Genomic DNA, 18,416 nt, shown 5'->3' with positions numbered 1-18,416 from the left:
CAGTATCCACCTATTTAAAGAATTAAACAGGGTTGTTGGCTTTTTTCAAGGTTTCACGCACCCTTTCTGCACTGGTCACATCAACCGCATACTCATCTCCGTAGTTGCTGCCCATCACAATATGGTCGTTATTATACAACATTTTGCTTTTTACGCGGGTTAGCAAAGTACCATGTACTTCATTTACGCCGGTAAACAGTACCAGATCGGCAACGTTTATCTCGGTAATACCGCTGCCGGGCATAATAGAAATACGGCCGTCGGCTCTCTGCACAAGCTCAGCTATCGTCCTTACTCCCTCTATAGCCGTGCTTTTTCCGCCCGAGGTTAATATCCGCTCGCAGCCCAGCTCAATAATATCTTCCAATGCCTGTAGCTGGTCAACACACATATCAAACGCCCTATGGAAGGTAACGCCCAGGCCTGCTTGTTTAGCCAGCGTAATCAACTTGCCACAACGTTCTTTGTCAACCGTTCCGTCGGCTTTTAGCATACCTGTCACAATGCCGTCGCAACCGGCGTCAATGCAATATTTCACATCGGCAAGCATGGTTTCAAACTCTACATCATCATATAAAAAATCGGCGCCGCGGGGGCGTATCAATACATATAGCTTAATGTTGAGCAGTTTGCGGGCCACAGCAATCTGCCCGGGTGACGGGGTCGTACCGCCGTCATGCAAATTCTCACATAGCTCAACCCGTATGGCGCCGCCTTCCTGCGCTGCCAATGCCGAATTAATAGAATTTGCACAAACCTCTAATGAGATCATGTTAAATAACGGGGTTAAGTATGTAAATATAAATTATTAGTGGGTTGATTAGTCTTTTACTGTTTCATAAAAATACTGCCCCGGGATAATCAGATCCTGCTTTTTTGAATCGCAGACCGCAAAGGTAAAACCTTTATGCAACGCGTAAGCGCCATATTCGCCTTTTTTATTGATGGCTAAAAAACCAACCTGTATCTCCTTAACAGTATCTGGTTTACGTTTAATGATACGGTGACAGGCTTCTTTACAAGCATCCTGCGGGCTGTAACCCTGGCGCATTAGTTCAACTACTAAAAAGCTGCCTACGTTACGGATCACTTCCTCGCCAACACCGGTTGAGGTTGCGCCGCCAACTTCATTATCAACATATAAACCTGCGCCAATAATCGGGCTGTCGCCCACGCGGCCGTGTAATTTAAACGCCATACCGCTGGTAGTACAGGCGCCGGATAGGTTGCCCCGGGCATCTATCGCCAGCATGCCTATAGTATCATGGTTAAATTTACCACCGGGCATTTGGTTCTCGCTGTTCATCACCGGCTTATATTCATGCTTTACGAGCCATTTTTTCCAGGCTTTTTCTGACTCGGGTGTTAAAAGTTTCTCTGGTTTAAAACCTTGTTCTATGGCAAACTGCCGGGCACCATCCCCAACCAATAAAACATGCGGGGTCTTTTCCATTACCAAACGCGCTACTGATATAGGGTGCGCAATATCTTCCATGCCGGCTACGGCGCCACAGTTGCCCTGTTCGTCCATGATACAGGCATCCAGGGTAACATGTCCGTCACGGTCCGGGTAGCCCGCGCGGCCAACGCTGTGGTTTTTTAGATCGGCTTCAGGTATCCTGGCGCCGGCTTCAACAGCGTCTAACGAGCGGCCTCCCTTTGCTAAAATCTTCCAGGCTTCCTGGTTGGCCGCAACACCAAAATCCCAGGTTGATATAACGATGGGGTGATTTGCAGGTTCTGCTTTTAAAGCAGCTTTTGCAAAAGCTGACGCAGATAGCGCTGCTAATGAAGCGCTTAGAGATGATGCTTTGATAAATTGCCGGCGGTTGTACATAATGCAAGATAAAAAAATATGTGCAGTGCTGAAGCTATCCGGCTCAATAATTACAAAATTGAACTTACTTGCCGGCTGGCGAATCGAAGTTTGCGCCGCAATCGGCACAAATCCAGGTGCGTCGTAAGTATACCGGAAAGGTAGAAATAAGCGCCGATATGATAATGCTGAACCAGTTTTTTTTAAAAGTTGCCGACCCGTAGCTTACGTTAACAGAACCGCAGTTCGGACAACTTAACGGCTCTTCGTCTGCCGATTGCGGTATAAATTTTTCGGCCAGTATTTCTCTGCACTTTTCCAGATCGTGTTCAAATACCTTAATCTTGATGCCACCTATTGCCTGGTTATAAAATGGGTTTGCAGACAATGTATTTTCATCTGCTAAAAAACACGGTATGCCATTAGCCGCCAGGCGGGCAAGTATAATTTCGGCCAGCATTGGGTCGTAGTAAGATTCAAGCGTTACAATTTTGTCTTCCATAAATAAAGCTAATAGCTAGCTAAATGTAGTATGTTTTTTTTAATTTGGCAGTATGAACCGTATTGACCGCATAGCAGCCATATTGATCCAGCTACAATCGCGCAGGGTAGTCAAGGCTGCGGATATTGCCGGGCGGTTTAATATCAGTTTACGTACCGTTTACCGTGACGTAAAGACACTGGAAGAAGCGGGCATCCCTTTAATTGGCGAAGCCGGCGTGGGTTACTCCATCATGGATGGCTACCGTTTACCACCGGTAATGTTCACCCGCGAAGAAGCCACGGCATTTTTAACTGCCGAAAAATTTGTGGAGACCCTGACGGATGCATCTACTACGGCCAATTATAAATCGGCCATGTATAAGGTTCGGGCCATATTAAAAACTACTGAAAAAGATATGCTGGAAAGCATAGACGACCGCATTGAAGTTTTAAAAACCGCGAATCTTCCCGCGGCCACCGGCAATGATCATATTCAGACCATACTGCACAGCATATCGCAAAAAAAAATACTTGCGCTTAATTATTTTGCCCAGCATAGCCAGGAACATACCAAAAGATATGTGGAGCCAATTGGAATATATTTCTTATCAGGCTACTGGCATTTAATAGCTTATTGCCGGTTACGGAAGGATTACCGCGATTTTAGGATAGACCGCATAAAAAATCTTACCGTTACCGACGACCATTATACCGATGAACACCCGGCGCTGAAAGACTATATAGCCCAGACAGCCAAAGAAAAAGACCTGGAAACTGTAATTATTTTGGTTGATAAAAGTATTCGCAGCCATTTAGATAACCAAAAGTATTACAGCGGTTTTATATCCGAAAAACCTATTGGTGATTGTATTGAAATGACTTTTTTAACCGCATCGTTAGAAGGGTTTGCCCGTTGGTATATGATGTATGGCGAGAAGGCCGAAATTATTACACCGGATAGTTTGAAGGATAGAGTGAGAGAATTAGCTGAGAAATTACTGCAAAAAAACTTTAATTCTGTAAACCTGCTGACATAGGGTTGTCAGTCGCTGCCGGTTTATTTGCAAACAGATAGTATAACTATCTGTTTCATAATATACTAAAAGCAAATTATCATGACAAATATCAGTTTAAAAACAGCTCTTACCATTACTGCGCCTGCAGTGCTGGTTTGGAAAGCGCTGACAGAGCCCGCGATTGTAAAAAAATATTTTTTTGGGACCGAACAGCAATCCGATTGGAACGAAGGCAGCGACATTAGCTGGACCGGCGAATGGGAGGGGAAAACCTACCGGGATCATGGAAAGATACTGGAAATTACACCGGGCACTTATGTTAAGTACAGCTATTGGAGCAGCATGGGTGGCACAGAAGATAAACCAGAGAACTATCAGCAGGTAAGCTATCGCCTTAATGAAAAAGATGGAGTGACCACTCTGGTGATAGGCCAGGAAAATATCAGGGACGAGGCCGCCAAAGAACATTCAGAACAAACCTGGCAGCGTGTTTTTGGCAGCATGAAGGAGATGATAGAAAATGGGGAAGTGAAGTAACCGCTCAGCTAACGTATTTACCTGTCAAACGACAGCCGCTTACCGGCGATATCATTAACAAAGCTGCCATTACTCCAGGCCAAATTGCCGGATACAATGGTGTGTTTAATGGTTGAGCGGAAAGTAGTGCCCTCAAACGGGCTCCATTTGCATTTGTACAGGATATTTTCCTGATTAACCCGCCAGGGTTTGTTCAGATCAACCAGCACAAGATCGGCAAAATAGCCTTCACGGATAAAGCCGCGTTTCTCTATCTCAAAACAAATGGCAACGTTATGGGCCATTTTTTCGGCAATTTGCTCCAAAGTGATTTTGCCATGGTGGTAAAGCTCCAGCATAGCGGGTAGGGCATGCTGAACCAGCGGGCCGCCTGACGGCGCCTGCAAATAAGGCAATGCCTTTTCTTCAATTGTATGCGGGGCGTGATCGGTGGCTATCACGTCAATACGGCCATCAAGCACTGCGTTTAAAATACCTTCGCGGTCGTTCTCTGTTTTTATAGCGGGGTTCCATTTTATCAGGTTGCCCCTGGTTTCATAATCCTTGTTGCTAAACCATAAATGATGTACACAGGCTTCGGCAGTAATGCGTTTATCTTTTAAGGGTATGGTATTATCAAAAAGGTGGGTTTCTTTTTCTGTCGAGATATGTAAAATATGCAAACGGGTATTGTGCTTTTTAGCCAATGACACTGCCATTGATGAAGAAAGGTAACAGGCTTCTTCGCTGCGTATTTTTGGATGCAGCCTAACCGGGATATTGTCGCCCAATAATTGTTTGTAATGCGCCAGATTGCTTTGTATGGTGGCTTCGTCTTCGCAATGGGTAGCAATCAGCATTGGCGATTGTGCAAACAACTGCTCCAGCGTTGCCGGATTATCTACCAGCATATTCCCGGTGGATGATCCCATAAATACCTTAATACCGCAAACATTTTTAATATCGGTGCGCAAAACCTCGTCGAGGTTATTGTTGGATGCGCCCATAAAAAAAGAGTAATTGGCCAGCGAACTCCCGGCCGCTATGGCATACTTATCTTCAAGCAGTTGTTGTGTTAAGGTATTGGGTACGGTATTCGGCATCTCCATAAAAGAGGTAATACCGCCGGCAACCGCCGCACGCGATTCTGAGCGGATATCGGCCTTATGGGTTAATCCAGGCTCGCGAAAATGTACCTGGTCGTCAATAGCGCCGGGAAACAGGTACAGGCCCTCGGCATTGATCACCTGATCCGCAGTGGCATTTATTTGGGGGGCTATTTTATCAATCAAACCATCTTTTACTAAAATATCAGCTATGTATTGCTTGTTTTCATTAACTATTGTTGCTGATTTGATTAGAATAGTGGCCATATTGCAAATATAGTTTTTATACATTGAAATTTCAGCCGACCCAAAACAGGAGTAGTCGATCTGAAAGTTTTTTAGCTTAAAGCTAAATTTTCAATACAATGAAACAATATCCTGTAAACCTTTGATTAACAATCGGAAGGGTAAAACAATATGTCTTTGAAAGCGTATTTAGTAGCAGTATCTATTTGCCTATCCTTAAATTTAACTAGCCGGTATGAAATTTACCCTTCTGCAGAAATTTCTTCTTTTCTCTTTTATAGTCCTTCTCTGTAATTGTCTTTTAGGTTATACCTTGTATGAAAGCAACAACAAGTTCCTTGAGTCGGGTAAACGGGTTCGGCATACCGAACAGGTTATCTACCAGGCTATCACCATATTTTCGACGGCTAATGAAATAAAGACCGATTCACGGGACTATATCATAATTAATAAAGAGGAGTATCTCCGGTCAACCAAAATTGCAGCGCAAAAGGTTTTGGCTGACATACAAACTATCAGGCTTTTAACCCGTGACAACCCGTCGCAGCAGCATAGGATAGATTTGTTAGATGGATACGCGCGCAAACGAATTGATTTTACATTTAAAGTTATTGAGATACGTCGTCAATATGGATTGCAGGCCGCTATAGCTTATATGTCTGCCCAAAATGACCGGTATTACACAGTCCCGATCTCCCAGACAATAATGGCTATTGAGCAGGCAGAAAAAGTGCTGTTAAAACAACGGCAGGACATCAATGCGCAAAGCTTCAAATCGTTTAATCAACTGTCTACCTTGGCCTTTGTTATCATGGCTGGTTTTACCATCATATTAATTATAGCCATAGGTAAATATTTATTGCAGGATAACGAACGTGAAGAACGAGCGGCAGAACTTGTAATTGCTAATGCCGAACTTTTTTTTCAGAACAACGAGAAAGAAAAACGGGCGGATGAGTTGGCTATAGCCAACATAGAACTTACCTATCAAAGCAGCGAAAAGAAAAAACGGGCGGGCGAATTACGGATTGCCAATAAAGAGCTTACCTACCAAAGCGGTGAGAAAGAAAAGCGCGCCGCAGAATTGATTATTGCTGGTGAAGAGCTTAATTATCAAAGCGGCGAGAAGGGAAAACGAGCGGCAGAATTGGTTATTGCCAATGAGGAGTTGTTATTTCAAAATAAAGAGAAAGAAAAGCGAGCGGCCGAACTGGCTATTGCCAATAAGGAACTGTTGTTTCAAAATGAAGAGAAGGAGAAGCGGGCGGCCGAATTAATAATTGCCAATAAAGAGTTATTATTTCAAAACGAAGAAAAAGAAAAGCGTGCCGTTGAACTGTTTATTGCCAATGAAGAATTGTGGTACAATAACGCCGAGAAAGAAAAACGGGCAGCTGAATTAGTCATAGCCAACAAGGAGCTTTCTTTCCAAAACAGGGAAAAAGAACAACGGGCGATTGAACTTGCCTTTGCAAATCAGGAACTGATTTTTCAAAACGAGGTTCGAAAAATAGCTGAGAAGAACCTGCAAAGAAGTGAATCCCGTTTGCGGGAGGCTCAAGCAATCGCAAACACCGGCAACTTTGATATAGACCTGGTAAACAATACCGATGTATGGTCTGACGGGTTGTATAAGATATTTGGGCTGAAAAAAGAAAAGGTAAAACCTTCAACCGAATTGTTTCTGACCATGATACATCCGGAAGACATTCAGTTTGTAACCCGGAAGGTAAAACAATCCTATAAAGACTGCAAGAGCCTGGTCATTGATTTTAAGTTTATCCATGCTAACGGAAGTACCCGATACGCTTATCTTGAAGCAAAATTTAAATTAAATAAGGAAGACGTGCCTACCCGGATATTCGGGATCATACAGGATGTTACAGCGGTTAAACTGGCAGATATAGAACGGACAAAAATGGTTAATGACCTCATGGTACGAAACAGCGATCTGGAGCAATTTGCCTATATCATTTCACATAATCTGCGTGCCCCGGTTGCAAATATCATTGGGGCATCGAGCGCTTTAAATGATACCGATGTTACGGAAGAAGATCAGGAAATTCTCAATAAAGCAATTAACACATCGATCATGAAACTGGATGACGTGGTTAAGGATCTTAACCACATTTTGCAGGTAAAGGGTAATATCAATGAGACCAAAGAAGTTGTTCAGTTTTCAGAATTGGTTAATGATATTAAAGAGAGCATAAAAAATCAGCTCGGGCAAAATATCAGTATTGAATATGATTTTTCACAGCATAACCAATATTTAACTGTTAAGCCTTTTTTATACAGCATTTTTTACAACCTTATTTCTAATAGCGTTAAATATTCCCGGCCCGGGGTGTTATCTGTTGTAACCATTAAGAGCAAGGTTGAGAAAAATGTTTTGCAACTGATATTTACCGACAATGGCAAGGGGATAGATATGGCAAAGAATAAAGCCTATGTTTTTGGACTGTATAAAAGATTTCATCCCGAGATAGAAGGAAAGGGTATGGGCCTTTATATGGTAAAAACCCAGGTTGAAACGCTGGGAGGAGAAATAGCAATCACCAGCAAGGAAAATGAGGGGACCCAATTTATAATTAAATTTAAACTGTAATTAATTTATCGCTTAGCCAATCCAAAGATGTCCGGGTAAGCCAAGGCTGCTTTTAATATAAAATTAAGCGAATCGGTTACCCAGATCTCGCCATTGATTGCCATTTTTAAAACCTGCGGGGCTGGCAGGGTAATTACCTGTATATCCTCGGTGGGGTCTAATTTTTGTGCCGCATTAAATTCGGCATCAAAAATAATAAATCCATAAGTCACCTGGTTTAGTTTCGTGGGGTTATTGGCAATCTTCCCGAGTGAGATCAGTTGGCCGGCTGTAGCCCGGATGCCGGTTTCCTCTTCCAGTTCGTTCAGGACCGATGCGATAATTGATTTATTTTTTTGTTGCATTCCGCCGGGTAATTCCAGCAATACTTCGCCAAGGGCGTGTTTATATTGTTTCACCAGTACTACCTCGTTATTTTTGGTGATTGGTAATACCTGGGCTACATCGCCTAATGGCGAAAAATAATAATCATCAATAACATTCCCGTTGGCCAGCTTTACGGTATGTTTAACCAACGGGAACCACGGACTGGGCGATACATCCTGCTCGTGGAGCACGGTCCATTTTTGTATTTCTTTATTTATGGGCATCGGCTAAAATTAAAGAATTAATTAAGATGGCAGGCGGGCGATCTAAAGATTTTAATTTTTAGAAAGTGGAATCTTCGCGTTAAAACCTTTAGGCTTTTACCTTTCGCCTTTCACCGCAAAGAAAACTATCTTTGTGCCATGGCAATAACTTTCGAGGATTTTAATTTTAACCGGCAAATTTTAAATGCCATTGCCGATGCTGGTTACACCGAGCCTACGCCCGTACAGCAAAAGGCTATGCCGCCTATATTGAACGGGCAGGATGTTATGGGCATAGCCCAAACAGGTACCGGTAAAACCGCTGCGTATGTATTGCCTATAGTAATGCGCCTTAAATATGCCCAGGGCGACCATGCCCGTGCGCTTATTATTGCCCCGACACGTGAGCTGGCTATGCAGATTGAAGAAAATGTGAAGCAATATGCCAAATATACCGACCTGCGTGTTGTATCTGTATACGGCGGCCTGGGCCCAAAAACTCAGATAGAGCTTATTAATAAAGGGGTTGATATCATTGTTGCTACCCCCGGCCGTTTTATGGATATTTACCTGGCCGGACACATCGTAACCAAAACCCTGCAGGTTTTAGTGCTGGATGAAGCTGATAAAATGATGGATATGGGCTTTATGCCCCAGATAAATCGCATATTGGAAGTTGTGCCGGTAAAGCGGCAAAACCTTTTGTTCTCGGCTACGATGTCTGATAAAATACAGGAGTTGTCAGGTAATTTCCTGGAGTTTCCTACAGTTATCGAGGTTAGTCCGCAGGCTACGCCGGCCGAAACAGTTATACAAAAGCTGTATCATGTGCCTAACATGAAAACCAAGATCAACCTGCTGCGTGAGTTGCTGAAAGACGAAAGCGATATTACCAAGCTGATGGTTTTCTGCAAGACCCGTACAGTTGCAGAGGATGTATATAAATTCCTGCTGCGTAAGTATGGCGAAGGACAGGTAAGAGTGCTGCATGCCAACAAAGGGCAAAATACCCGTATTAACTCCATGAACGCATTTAAGAACGATGAAGTGAAGATACTGGTAGCCACAGACGTAGCTTCGCGCGGGATTGATGTGAGCGATGTGAGCCACGTGATAAACTTTGACGTGCCGGTGGTATTTGAAGATTATGTACATCGTATCGGCCGTACGGGCAGGGCCCTTCAATCGGGCGTTGCCATAACATTTTGTAACCCTACCGAAGAATATTATGTAGGCAAGATCCAAAAGCTGATTAAGCAAACTATCCCGGTTGAACCCATGCCACCCGAAGTTTTTATTGAGGAAACGCCTTACGAGGAGCGCCAGGATCAGAACCGTGAAATAGATCTGCAGAAACGTAAAGAGGATCCTGATTTTAAAGGAGCCTTCCACGAAAAGAAAACAATGAACCAGCGCAAGAAATTTGATGCCGAAAAAGCCAAACGCACCGGCGCCGGCGGCCCGCCAAAAAAAGGTAAGCCAAAGAATTTTAAAAAGAAGCATTAGTAAATGAAGATCAGAATAACACCTTTAAACTTTGCCACTGCATTTTTCCTGCTCCTGTCTGTTTACGTCTGGATAAACGGGGCGGCTGTAACCGGCATGAAATTTCCGCATTTGGGCGGCGCCATAAGCCTGATATTTTTGCTGTTTGCTTTTGTAGTGTCATTTATGGATATAATGTTCCGCAATTTCTTCCCCGGGCTTAAAAAATTATGGCTGATAGAGCTAAGCTTTATAACTTTGGCCACTATAATATTTTTACTTGTTAAATAATTACTGAATGATTATCAGGGCTAAAACAACGCGGTCCTGATGCCTTCATCACCTTATAAAAATCAAATAACTTAAATGAAAACTGCCGAAATTAAAGTTACTGTAGAACTTGATGACAATAATGTTCCTGAAAATATTTTATGGGAATCAACCGACTCAACAAATAAAGAGGCCGTGCCAGTGAAATCAATTATGCTGTCGCTTTGGGATCAGAATTATAAAAATGCCCTGCGTATTGACCTTTGGACAAAAGACATGCCTGTTGATGAAATGAAGGTCTTTTTTTACCAAACCTTAATGACGATGGGCGATAGTTTTTTAAGGGCAACCGGCGAAACCAATATCATTGAAGACCTGCGCGACTACTGCGCTCACTTCGCCGAGAAAATGGAAATATCTAAATAATACCTGCCATGAGATTACCGTCATTAGTATCATTTGTCGGATTCGTACTGTTAATGGCCGGCACCTGGTGCCCTTTACTGCGTCCTTTCCATTTATTTAATATGGATGTATATGATCTTAACCGCCCGTATGGTATGGTAATATTGCTGGTATCGGTGGTAGGCATATTAGGGGTCATCTTAACCCGCATAAAATTGGTGCGCCTTACGGCATGGTTGTCTTTACTCTTAGTATTGGTGTTGTTTGTGGCGGCCTACTTAAAAGTGCATACCAGTTTTAGCTTTATCCCGTTTAAATCGATTGCCGGGTTTTTGTCAAGCCAGATAAAATTTAAATGGGGATGGTATTTGTTAGCTGCCGGCCCGCTAACCGCACTCGCGGGTTCAATGTTTAAAACATCCCGGTATTCCCGTTAGCTATAAGAAATATGTTGCAACAATTAGTAAAAACATCTGTTAATTACCCGGCATCAAAACCAAAAAGAAGTTTTTTTACATATTTGCAACACCAAACTATCTAGAATGCTTAAACTATCTTTTCGAAACCAGGTTTTAGCGGGTTTCGCCGTGTCTATATTGCTTGTTTTTATCGTCGGAATACTATCTTACAAAAGTATTGATCAGTTAGAAAATGATACCCTGATGGTTGATCATACCCAAAAGGTGATCAAGACATCAACTAATCTGCTTCAACAATTGATTGATGCAGAAACCGGTATGCGTGGCTATGGCGCCACCGCTAAAAAGGAATTTCTTGATCCTTATAAAAACGCATTGCCGGTAATTAATTCTGATTTAGAAGATTTAAGAGGACTAATCTCTGATAACCCGGCACAGGTTGCCAGGTTAGATACTTTAGCTGCCATGGTTAATGACCAGCTAAATATTCTGAAAGAAAATATAGAAACACGCGACAGCAAAGGATTGGACTTTATGGTTCAGCATGATATGTTTGTTAACGGCAAGCAAAATATGGATGGTATCCGGAAAATTGTTGGTCATGTAATTGATACTGAGAATGAATTACTTGCTGCCCGTAAAGCAAGTTCAAAAGTAGCGTCTACCAATGCCATAACGTTTATTGTGGTTGGTTCCCTGATATTCCTGGTGATTATCCTTTTCCTTTTTTATTATATAGAACGCACCTTTGCCGCACAGAAAAAAATAGAGGAGGAAATTAAAATCACCAATATTGAACTTGAGAAAGTATTGGGCGAGAATGAAGCCAAAAACTGGTTGCTTACCGGTGCCGGTTCTCTTAATGAAAAGATGCAGGGCCAGCAAAGCGAGAAGGAACTGTCAGAAAACGTACTGGCCGAAATTTGTGAGTACACCCAAGCGGTAACGGGCACAATTTATTTATACAATGAACAGGAAACGCGTTTAGACCTATATGCAGCTTATGCATTTTCAAATCTTAACAGCATAAAGCAAACAGTAGCCTTGGGCGAGGGCTGGATAGGCGAGGTCGCCCGGACCGGGAAAGGGGCCGTTGTCAAAGGAAAATTAAACGATAAACTTGACCTGCAATCATCTGTGGTGCTTGACAATGCGGTTGAGACTTATGTTTTGCCGTTCTTCTTTGACAAAAAGCTGAAAGGTGTTTTAGAGATAGCTTTTACCGGCGAGTTAAAAGATTATAACAAACAATATTTTAAGGCTATCGCAAATGACGTCGGCATAGCTGTCAATACTGCTCAGGCCCGCACTATTATGCATGATCTGTTTGAAGAAACACAACAGCAGGCCGAGGAACTGGCAGCGCAACAGGAAGAAATGCGTGTCACCAATGAGGAGCTGATGAATAAAACAGAAATGTTGGAAGCATCAGAAGAGGAGCTTAGGGTGCAACAGGAAGAACTGCGCACTATAAATGCCGAGTTGGAGGAAAAAGCAAGCTTGCTTGAAGAGAAAAATCAGGCTATTGAAGAAGCCCGTGCCGCTATTAACGTTAAGGTTGAAGAACTGGAAACTACCGGTAAATACAAGTCTGAATTTTTGGCTAACATGAGCCATGAACTGCGCACGCCGCTTAATAGTATACTCGTGCTGGCCCGTATATTAAAAGACAATAAACCGGCTAATTTATCAGACGATCAGATTAAATACGCCAGTGTGATATTTAATGCAGGAAATGACCTGCTGACGCTGATCAATGATATCCTTGACCTTTCAAAAATTGAATCGGGTAAACTGGATATGCAGAACGAGGATATTAAGATTTCAGATATCCTGTCGGATATGGAAATGTTATTCGCAGAGTTGGCATCCAACAAGCGGATAAAGTTCACTACCAGCGTAAAAAATGTAGCACCAACGGTATTTACAGACAAGGTACGGGTAGAACAGGTAATAAAAAATCTATTGTCGAACGCATTTAAGTTTACGCCCGAAAACGGAGCAATAGCCATTGACGTTGACGCCGGTAAATTACCGCAAACCATTAGTTTCTCTATAAAAGATACCGGTATAGGTATCCCGCCGGCCAAACAAAAAATAATATTTGAAGCGTTTCAGCAGGCCGATGGTTCAACCAGTCGCAAATACGGCGGTACCGGGCTGGGGCTTTCAATCAGCCGTGAGCTGACAGCCTTGCTGGGCGGTACGATAACTTTACACAGCAAGCCGGGCGAAGGCAGTGAGTTTATATTAACCATCCCGGTACAGGCTAAAGCAGCAGTTGTTACTGAGGAAGATAGCGTGCAAACTGTTGAAACCTTTGCTCCGGTCAGAGAATTTTTGACGCCTTTGGTAAAACCCGCAAGGCAGGAAGGCCGTGAGCCGCTGGTGGTTATTGTTGAAGACGATAAAAACTTCGCCAGTATATTGCAGGATTACTCGCGAGATCATGGATACCAGTCGGTTGTTGTCAATGAGGGTACTACCGCCGTCCAGGTTATTAAAGAAAAACAACCCGATGCAGTAATACTGGATATTATGCTGCCGGGTAAAGATGGCTGGCAAATATTAAAGGAGTTGAAGCAAGACGAGGAAACATCAGATATACCGGTGCATTTGATGTCCGCAGGAGATGCCGCCGCAACCCGTGTGCGTAAAGAGGGGGCAATCAGCTTCCTTAAAAAGCCTATTGACGCCGGTGTCCTTGATAAGCTTTTTGGCGATATAATGATCAATACCGGTACCCGGTTTAAACAAATATTACTTGTTGAAGATCACATGGCGCAGAGCCAGGCCCTGAAAGAAATGATGCAGGCTAACGGTATTACGGTTGATCAGGCGTTTGATGGCGAGTCGGCGTTCAGGATGTTGCATGAAAACGAATACCAATGCGTTATACTGGACCTTAACCTGCCCGATATTTCAGGATTGGATTTACTGGATAAAATTAAAGCAGTTGAGAGGTTCTCGTCATTACCAGTAATTATTAATACCGCTATGGAACTGGATAAAACCTCTGTAAGCCGTTTAATGAAATATGCCAATGCTATGGTTGTTAAAACAAATAAATCATCAGACAGATTAATAGACGAAGTGAATTTGTTTTTAAATAAAATAAGTACGGCACCACAAGCCGGATCAGCAGCTGCCAAAGCCGCGGCTGTTTCAGGCAAGGATGGCGTAAAAGGCAAAAAAGTGCTCATTGTTGATGATGATATGCGTAATATTTTTGCTTTAAGCAGTGCCTTACAGGGCTATGATATGAATGTTGAAATAGCGGGCGACGGCGAAGAAGCGATAGCCAAGCTGGAACAAATGACCGACATTGATATTGTATTAATGGATATCATGATGCCCAAGATGGACGGCTATGAAGCAACCCGATATATTCGTAAACAAAACAAATGGTCAAGGTTGCCTATTATAGCTTTAACAGCAAAAGCCATGAAGGACGACCGCGAAAAATGTATAGAAGCCGGTGCTAATGATTATATAACCAAGCCGGTTGATATGGACCGTTTAATAGCATTGATGCAATTATGGCTGGACAAATAGTATGCAGCCAGACGAAACCATAACAACGCCACAAGTTACAGAGATCATTGATCTCGTAAAAAGGATATATGGTTTTGATTTTGGCAGCTATACAAAAGCATCGTTAAAAAGGCGGATGACCAGGATAATGCAGTTAAAAAGGATGCAGTTTTATGACCTTAAGCATACCCTGGTAAATGACGCGGGCTTTTTTCAGCAGTTTCTGGAAGAGATCACGGTTAACGTTACGGAAATGTTCCGTGACCCCAGTTTTTATAAGGCATTTAATAAGCAGGTTATCCCGTATCTGTCCTCTTATCAGCATACTAAAATATGGTGTGCCGGTTGTGCTTCAGGTGAGGAGGCCTACTCGCTAGCAATATTAATGCAAACCGCCGGATTAAGAAAAAAATCATTCATATACGGCACCGATATCAATACCGAATGCCTTAAAGAGGCAAGAAAAGGTATTTATAGCTTGCGTAAAATAAAAAGTTATGCCGAAAATTACCAGATGGCCGGCCTTGAAGGATCAATAACGGATCATTTTACGATACTGTATGATGCGGCCACCATACACAGCGAGCTGAAACAAAACACTTTGTTTTCTGTACACAATTTGGTATCTGATAACGTGTTTAATGAATTTCAGCTAATAAGCTGCCGCAACGTTTTCATCTATTTTGAGATTGCACTGCAGGAGCGGATACTGGATCTTTTTTATAAAAGCCTGGCGCCGTTGGGCTTTCTATGCCTGGGGGCCAAAGAAACTATCCGGTCTGATAATTTCAGAACGAAATTTAAAGTAATTAATCAGAAAGAAAACATATACCAGAAAATTGGCTCTTGATCCTAAAATAATTGAACGCTGGCATAACTCCGATCTGTTGTTATTAGGGGGCTCCGCGGGCTCATTCAAACCCATTTATAATGCCGTTAAAATATTCCCCGCTAATTTAAATAAAGCGGTAATGATAATCATCCACCGGAAAAAAAACTTTTTTAGCGAAATAGAAAAACTGTTTGCAGATAGCAGCCGTATGTTGTTGAGGGAAGTTAGTGACAAGGATGTGATAAACAATAACACTATTTATATAGCACCTGCCAATTATCATACCCTTATTGAAAAAGACCGATCTTTTAGTTTGGATGTATCTGACGCTGTATGGTATTCAAAACCATCAATTGATGTAGCTTTTGAGAGTGCCTCTGATATTTATCATGAAAGATGTACCGCTGTATTATTTTCTGGGGCTAATCCTGACGGGGCTGCCGGATTGCTTAAATTACGCAATAACGGGGCATTAACCATAGTTCAGGACCCGATTGAGGCTGAGATGTCAGAAATGCCGCAGGCTGCTATTGATATGAAAGCCGCGGAGTATATTTTAACAGCCAAAGATATTTTAGAACTTTTTCAATTATAATTATTAGCGCTGAACCAAACTTTTTATAATGCTAGTTCCCATTAATATCCTTATAGTTGATGACCGTGTCGAAAATATTGTAGCGCTTGAGGCGCTGTTAAACCGGAAGGATATTAAACTTTTTTCAACGATATCGCCAAATGAAGGACTTAAAATAGCCTGGGAGAACAATATTTCGATAGCGCTTGTTGACGTGCAGATGCCCGAGATGGATGGATTTGAGTTTGTTGAAATGCTAAAATCAAATCCACGGACCTGTGACATAATGGTGATTTTTGTGACCGCCATATCAAAGGAAACCAAATATGCGGTAAAAGGACTCGGGGTGGGCGCGGTTGATTACCTTTACAAACCGCTTGATCCCTATATCACCTCAGCTAAAGTTGATTCATTTATACAACTGGCCCGCGCGCAGGCAGAGGTTAAGCAAAAAAATGACGAGCTTGAAAACTTTGCTACGGTGGTAAAAAATTCGGCTGATATTATTTGTGTTGTTGACGCGGATACCCTGCGTATAAAAAGTATCAACCCTGCAGCCGAAACCATATTGGGTTTCAGGCAGGCAGAACTAATCGGTAAAAGTATTCTTGACCGTGTGGTTAAGGATGATAAACCGGCGTTCCACAAAAAACTGGGAAGTATAGTTAAAGAGAATCTCAGCCTTGCGGTAATGGGCTTTCAATTTGTAACTTTTTCTAAAACTCCGATTTCTGTAGAGTGCCGTGTAGCTTACCGGAACAAGATGTTATTTTTCAATATTAATGACATTACCCCGCAAAAAAGTTATCAGAGCCAGCTTATTAAATCAAAAGAAGCAGCAGAGATCGGTAAAAAAGCCAAGGAAGCTTTTCTGGCCAATATGAGCCATGAGTTGCGGACACCTATCAACGGTATTATTGGCCTTACATCGCTTTTACGTAAAACTACAGTTACCGACCAGCAAAGCGATATGCTTGATTTATTGGAAGTTTCGTCGCAATCATTACTTGGTGTGATTAATGATGTGCTTGATATTTCAAAAATAGATGCCGGAAAATTCAGCATCATCAGATCGTCCAATAAACTTACAGACGTTGTGCAAGCCGTTTATCGTTTGCTTAAGTTTAAGGCTGACGAGGAGCATATTGAATTCTTTTTAGACGTTGATCCTGAAATTCCGGAATATCTGATGTTTGACTCACTAAGGTTGAACCAGATATTAATGAATTTATTGAGTAATGCCATAAAGTTTACCAAGCGGGGCCATGTTAAACTCAACATTGCTTTATTACAAAAAGAAAATGATAAAGTAAAACTGAAGTTTACAGTAGAAGATACAGGTATAGGCATACCTAAACATCGTTTAAAGGACATTTTTGAATCGTTTGAACAAGCTGATGACGACATCGCCAATAAATATGGGGGGACAGGGCTTGGGCTTGCTATTGTTAAAAAATTAGTAGAACTGAAAGGCGGCGAATTAGCCGTCGACAGCAGGATAGGGAAGGGGAGTGTTTTTAGCTTTACCAACTCATATGCTATTGCAGCCAAACCAAAAGACGAAAGCAATAAAAGACCTGACAACGTGCCTGAGCCGTTTACCGATGTTAAAATATTGGTTGCCGAGGATAATTTGGTTAATCAATTCATGCTGTCAAAAATACTGACCGAATGGAAAGTGAACGTTGATATGGTCAATAACGGCATTAAGGCACTTGATAAATTGAGAGATAACGAATACGACCTGATATTAATGGATACCCATATGCCTGAAATGAATGGCTATCAGACTGCCCGTAAAATAAGGGTTGATTTTGCCGAGCCCAAAAGAAGCATACCCATAATTTCATTGTCTGCGGCCACTTTTGATCATGAACAGCAGGAGGCATTGGCGTCGGGTATGAATGATGTGCTGTCCAAACCTTTTCAGCCTGGTCAGTTATATAAAAAAATATCGAAGCTATTGAGGCCGTCAGTTTAAAGCTCCAGCTTTGTCTGCCCTATGCCCATTACTTTGGCTTCGTGCTCAAGCAACCATTTCTTTCGCCATAAGCCACCGGCGTAGCCGGTTAAACTCCCGTTTGATCCTATTACCCGGTGGCAGGGTACAACCACCCAAAGATTGTTTTTACCGTTAGCCGCAGCAATGGCACGTATCGCCAGCGGGCTGTTCATTTGTACAGACTGCTGGTTGTAGCTAATCGTTTTGCCATATTCTATTTTTAATAATTCCTGCCAAACCAGTTGCTGAAAATCTGAGCCGTGTTGCCTGATGGGAAGATCAAAAACCTTTCGTGTACCGGCAAAATACTCATCAAATTGTTTCATAGTTTCAGTAAGTAATGGGGATGTGGCAGATCCGCCGGCAGGCTCATCATCCATAATATGAATGCGGGTAATGAAATCATCCTCTTCTGTTATCTGGGCTATCCCTACGGGTGTTTTATAGTAAGCTACCGGCATCAGGTAAAGTTATTAAATGAACACCATTTTTTACTAATCGTTAATTAACTAATCTCTAATCACTACTTTTACAG

At 42.3% G+C, this 18,416-nt stretch carries 17 protein-coding genes; 11 read left to right on the top strand and 6 right to left on the bottom strand.

All coding sequences use genetic code 11. The features are described 5' to 3' along the window. Nucleotides 1-22 precede the first annotated feature (22 nt). The 3 genes from LJ658_RS00240 to LJ658_RS00230 form a co-directional block, all read right to left on the bottom strand. The gene (locus tag LJ658_RS00240) at nt 23-772 is read right to left on the bottom strand and encodes a copper homeostasis protein CutC (protein WP_230544439.1); all 750 of its coding nucleotides are present in this window, start codon (nt 770-772) and stop codon (nt 23-25) included. Between the two features lie 48 nt (nt 773-820). Further along, nucleotides 821-1,837 (bottom strand): N(4)-(beta-N-acetylglucosaminyl)-L-asparaginase, encoded by a 1,017-nt coding sequence (locus LJ658_RS00235; RefSeq protein WP_230544438.1) that lies wholly within the window; start codon nt 1,835-1,837, stop codon nt 821-823. A gap of 64 nt (nt 1,838-1,901) precedes the next feature. Beyond that, on the bottom strand, nt 1,902-2,318 hold the full coding sequence (locus LJ658_RS00230) for a DUF2007 domain-containing protein (protein WP_230544437.1): 417 nt from the start codon (nt 2,316-2,318) through the stop codon (nt 1,902-1,904). Between the two features lie 52 nt (nt 2,319-2,370). On the opposite strand from LJ658_RS00230, the gene LJ658_RS00225 reads away from it, so the two are divergent. Further along, nucleotides 2,371-3,336: a YafY family protein gene (locus tag LJ658_RS00225; RefSeq protein ID WP_230544436.1), complete on the top strand. Its 966-nt coding sequence runs from the start codon at nt 2,371-2,373 to the stop codon at nt 3,334-3,336. 78 nt (nt 3,337-3,414) lie between these two features. Continuing rightward, nucleotides 3,415-3,852: an SRPBCC family protein gene (locus LJ658_RS00220; protein WP_230544435.1), complete on the top strand. Its 438-nt coding sequence runs from the start codon at nt 3,415-3,417 to the stop codon at nt 3,850-3,852. Nucleotides 3,853-3,869: 17 nt separating this feature from the next. Here the strand turns inward: LJ658_RS00220 and LJ658_RS00215 are convergent, their stop codons facing one another. Continuing rightward, nucleotides 3,870-5,204: a dihydroorotase gene (locus tag LJ658_RS00215; protein ID WP_230544434.1), complete on the bottom strand. Its 1,335-nt coding sequence runs from the start codon at nt 5,202-5,204 to the stop codon at nt 3,870-3,872. Nucleotides 5,205-5,418: 214 nt separating this feature from the next. On the opposite strand from LJ658_RS00215, the gene LJ658_RS00210 reads away from it, so the two are divergent. Further along, nucleotides 5,419-7,791, top strand: coding sequence for a CHASE3 domain-containing protein (locus LJ658_RS00210; RefSeq protein WP_230544433.1), 2,373 nt, complete (start codon nt 5,419-5,421; stop codon nt 7,789-7,791). Nucleotides 7,792-7,796: 5 nt separating this feature from the next. Here LJ658_RS00210 and LJ658_RS00205 read toward each other — a convergent pair whose 3' ends face one another. Further along, nucleotides 7,797-8,381, bottom strand: a complete 585-nt coding sequence (locus LJ658_RS00205; protein ID WP_230544432.1) for an NUDIX hydrolase — start codon at nt 8,379-8,381, stop codon at nt 7,797-7,799. 138 nt (nt 8,382-8,519) lie between these two features. On the opposite strand from LJ658_RS00205, the gene LJ658_RS00200 reads away from it, so the two are divergent. The 8 genes from LJ658_RS00200 to LJ658_RS00165 all read left to right on the top strand — a co-directional run bounded on the left by LJ658_RS00200 (nt 8,520) and on the right by LJ658_RS00165 (nt 17,860). Further along, on the top strand, nt 8,520-9,866 hold the full coding sequence (locus tag LJ658_RS00200) for a DEAD/DEAH box helicase (protein ID WP_230544431.1): 1,347 nt from the start codon (nt 8,520-8,522) through the stop codon (nt 9,864-9,866). Between the two features lie 3 nt (nt 9,867-9,869). Beyond that, a complete protein-coding gene (locus LJ658_RS00195; protein WP_230544430.1) occupies nt 9,870-10,136 on the top strand; it encodes a hypothetical protein in 267 nt (88 codons plus the stop codon). Nucleotides 10,137-10,211: 75 nt separating this feature from the next. Beyond that, entirely contained in the window at nt 10,212-10,541 is a 330-nt protein-coding gene (gene gldC / locus LJ658_RS00190; protein WP_230544429.1) for a gliding motility protein GldC, read from the top strand. 8 nt (nt 10,542-10,549) lie between these two features. Further along, on the top strand, nt 10,550-10,957 hold the full coding sequence (locus LJ658_RS00185; protein ID WP_230544428.1) for a hypothetical protein: 408 nt from the start codon (nt 10,550-10,552) through the stop codon (nt 10,955-10,957). 105 nt (nt 10,958-11,062) lie between these two features. Continuing rightward, a complete protein-coding gene (locus LJ658_RS00180; RefSeq protein ID WP_230544427.1) occupies nt 11,063-14,494 on the top strand; it encodes a response regulator in 3,432 nt (1,143 codons plus the stop codon). 1 nt (nt 14,495) lies between these two features. Then, nucleotides 14,496-15,323, top strand: coding sequence for a protein-glutamate O-methyltransferase CheR (locus LJ658_RS00175; RefSeq protein ID WP_230544426.1), 828 nt, complete (start codon nt 14,496-14,498; stop codon nt 15,321-15,323). After that, nucleotides 15,313-15,900, top strand: coding sequence for a chemotaxis protein CheB (locus LJ658_RS00170; protein ID WP_230544425.1), 588 nt, complete (start codon nt 15,313-15,315; stop codon nt 15,898-15,900). The genes LJ658_RS00175 and LJ658_RS00170 overlap by 11 nt, the downstream gene beginning before the upstream one ends. A gap of 28 nt (nt 15,901-15,928) precedes the next feature. Further along, nucleotides 15,929-17,860 (top strand): response regulator, encoded by a 1,932-nt coding sequence (locus tag LJ658_RS00165; protein WP_230544424.1) that lies wholly within the window; start codon nt 15,929-15,931, stop codon nt 17,858-17,860. Here LJ658_RS00165 and LJ658_RS00160 read toward each other — a convergent pair. After that, entirely contained in the window at nt 17,857-18,342 is a 486-nt protein-coding gene (locus LJ658_RS00160) for a methylated-DNA--[protein]-cysteine S-methyltransferase (protein ID WP_230544423.1), read from the bottom strand. The two genes, LJ658_RS00165 and LJ658_RS00160, sit on opposite strands and share 4 nt — an antisense overlap. Nucleotides 18,343-18,416 lie beyond the last annotated feature (74 nt).

Origin of the sequence: Mucilaginibacter sp. UR6-11 (assembly GCF_020880695.1) — a bacterium.
Lineage (GTDB): Bacteria > Bacteroidota > Bacteroidia > Sphingobacteriales > Sphingobacteriaceae > Mucilaginibacter.
This window is presented reverse-complemented; position numbering and strand designations above follow the sequence as displayed.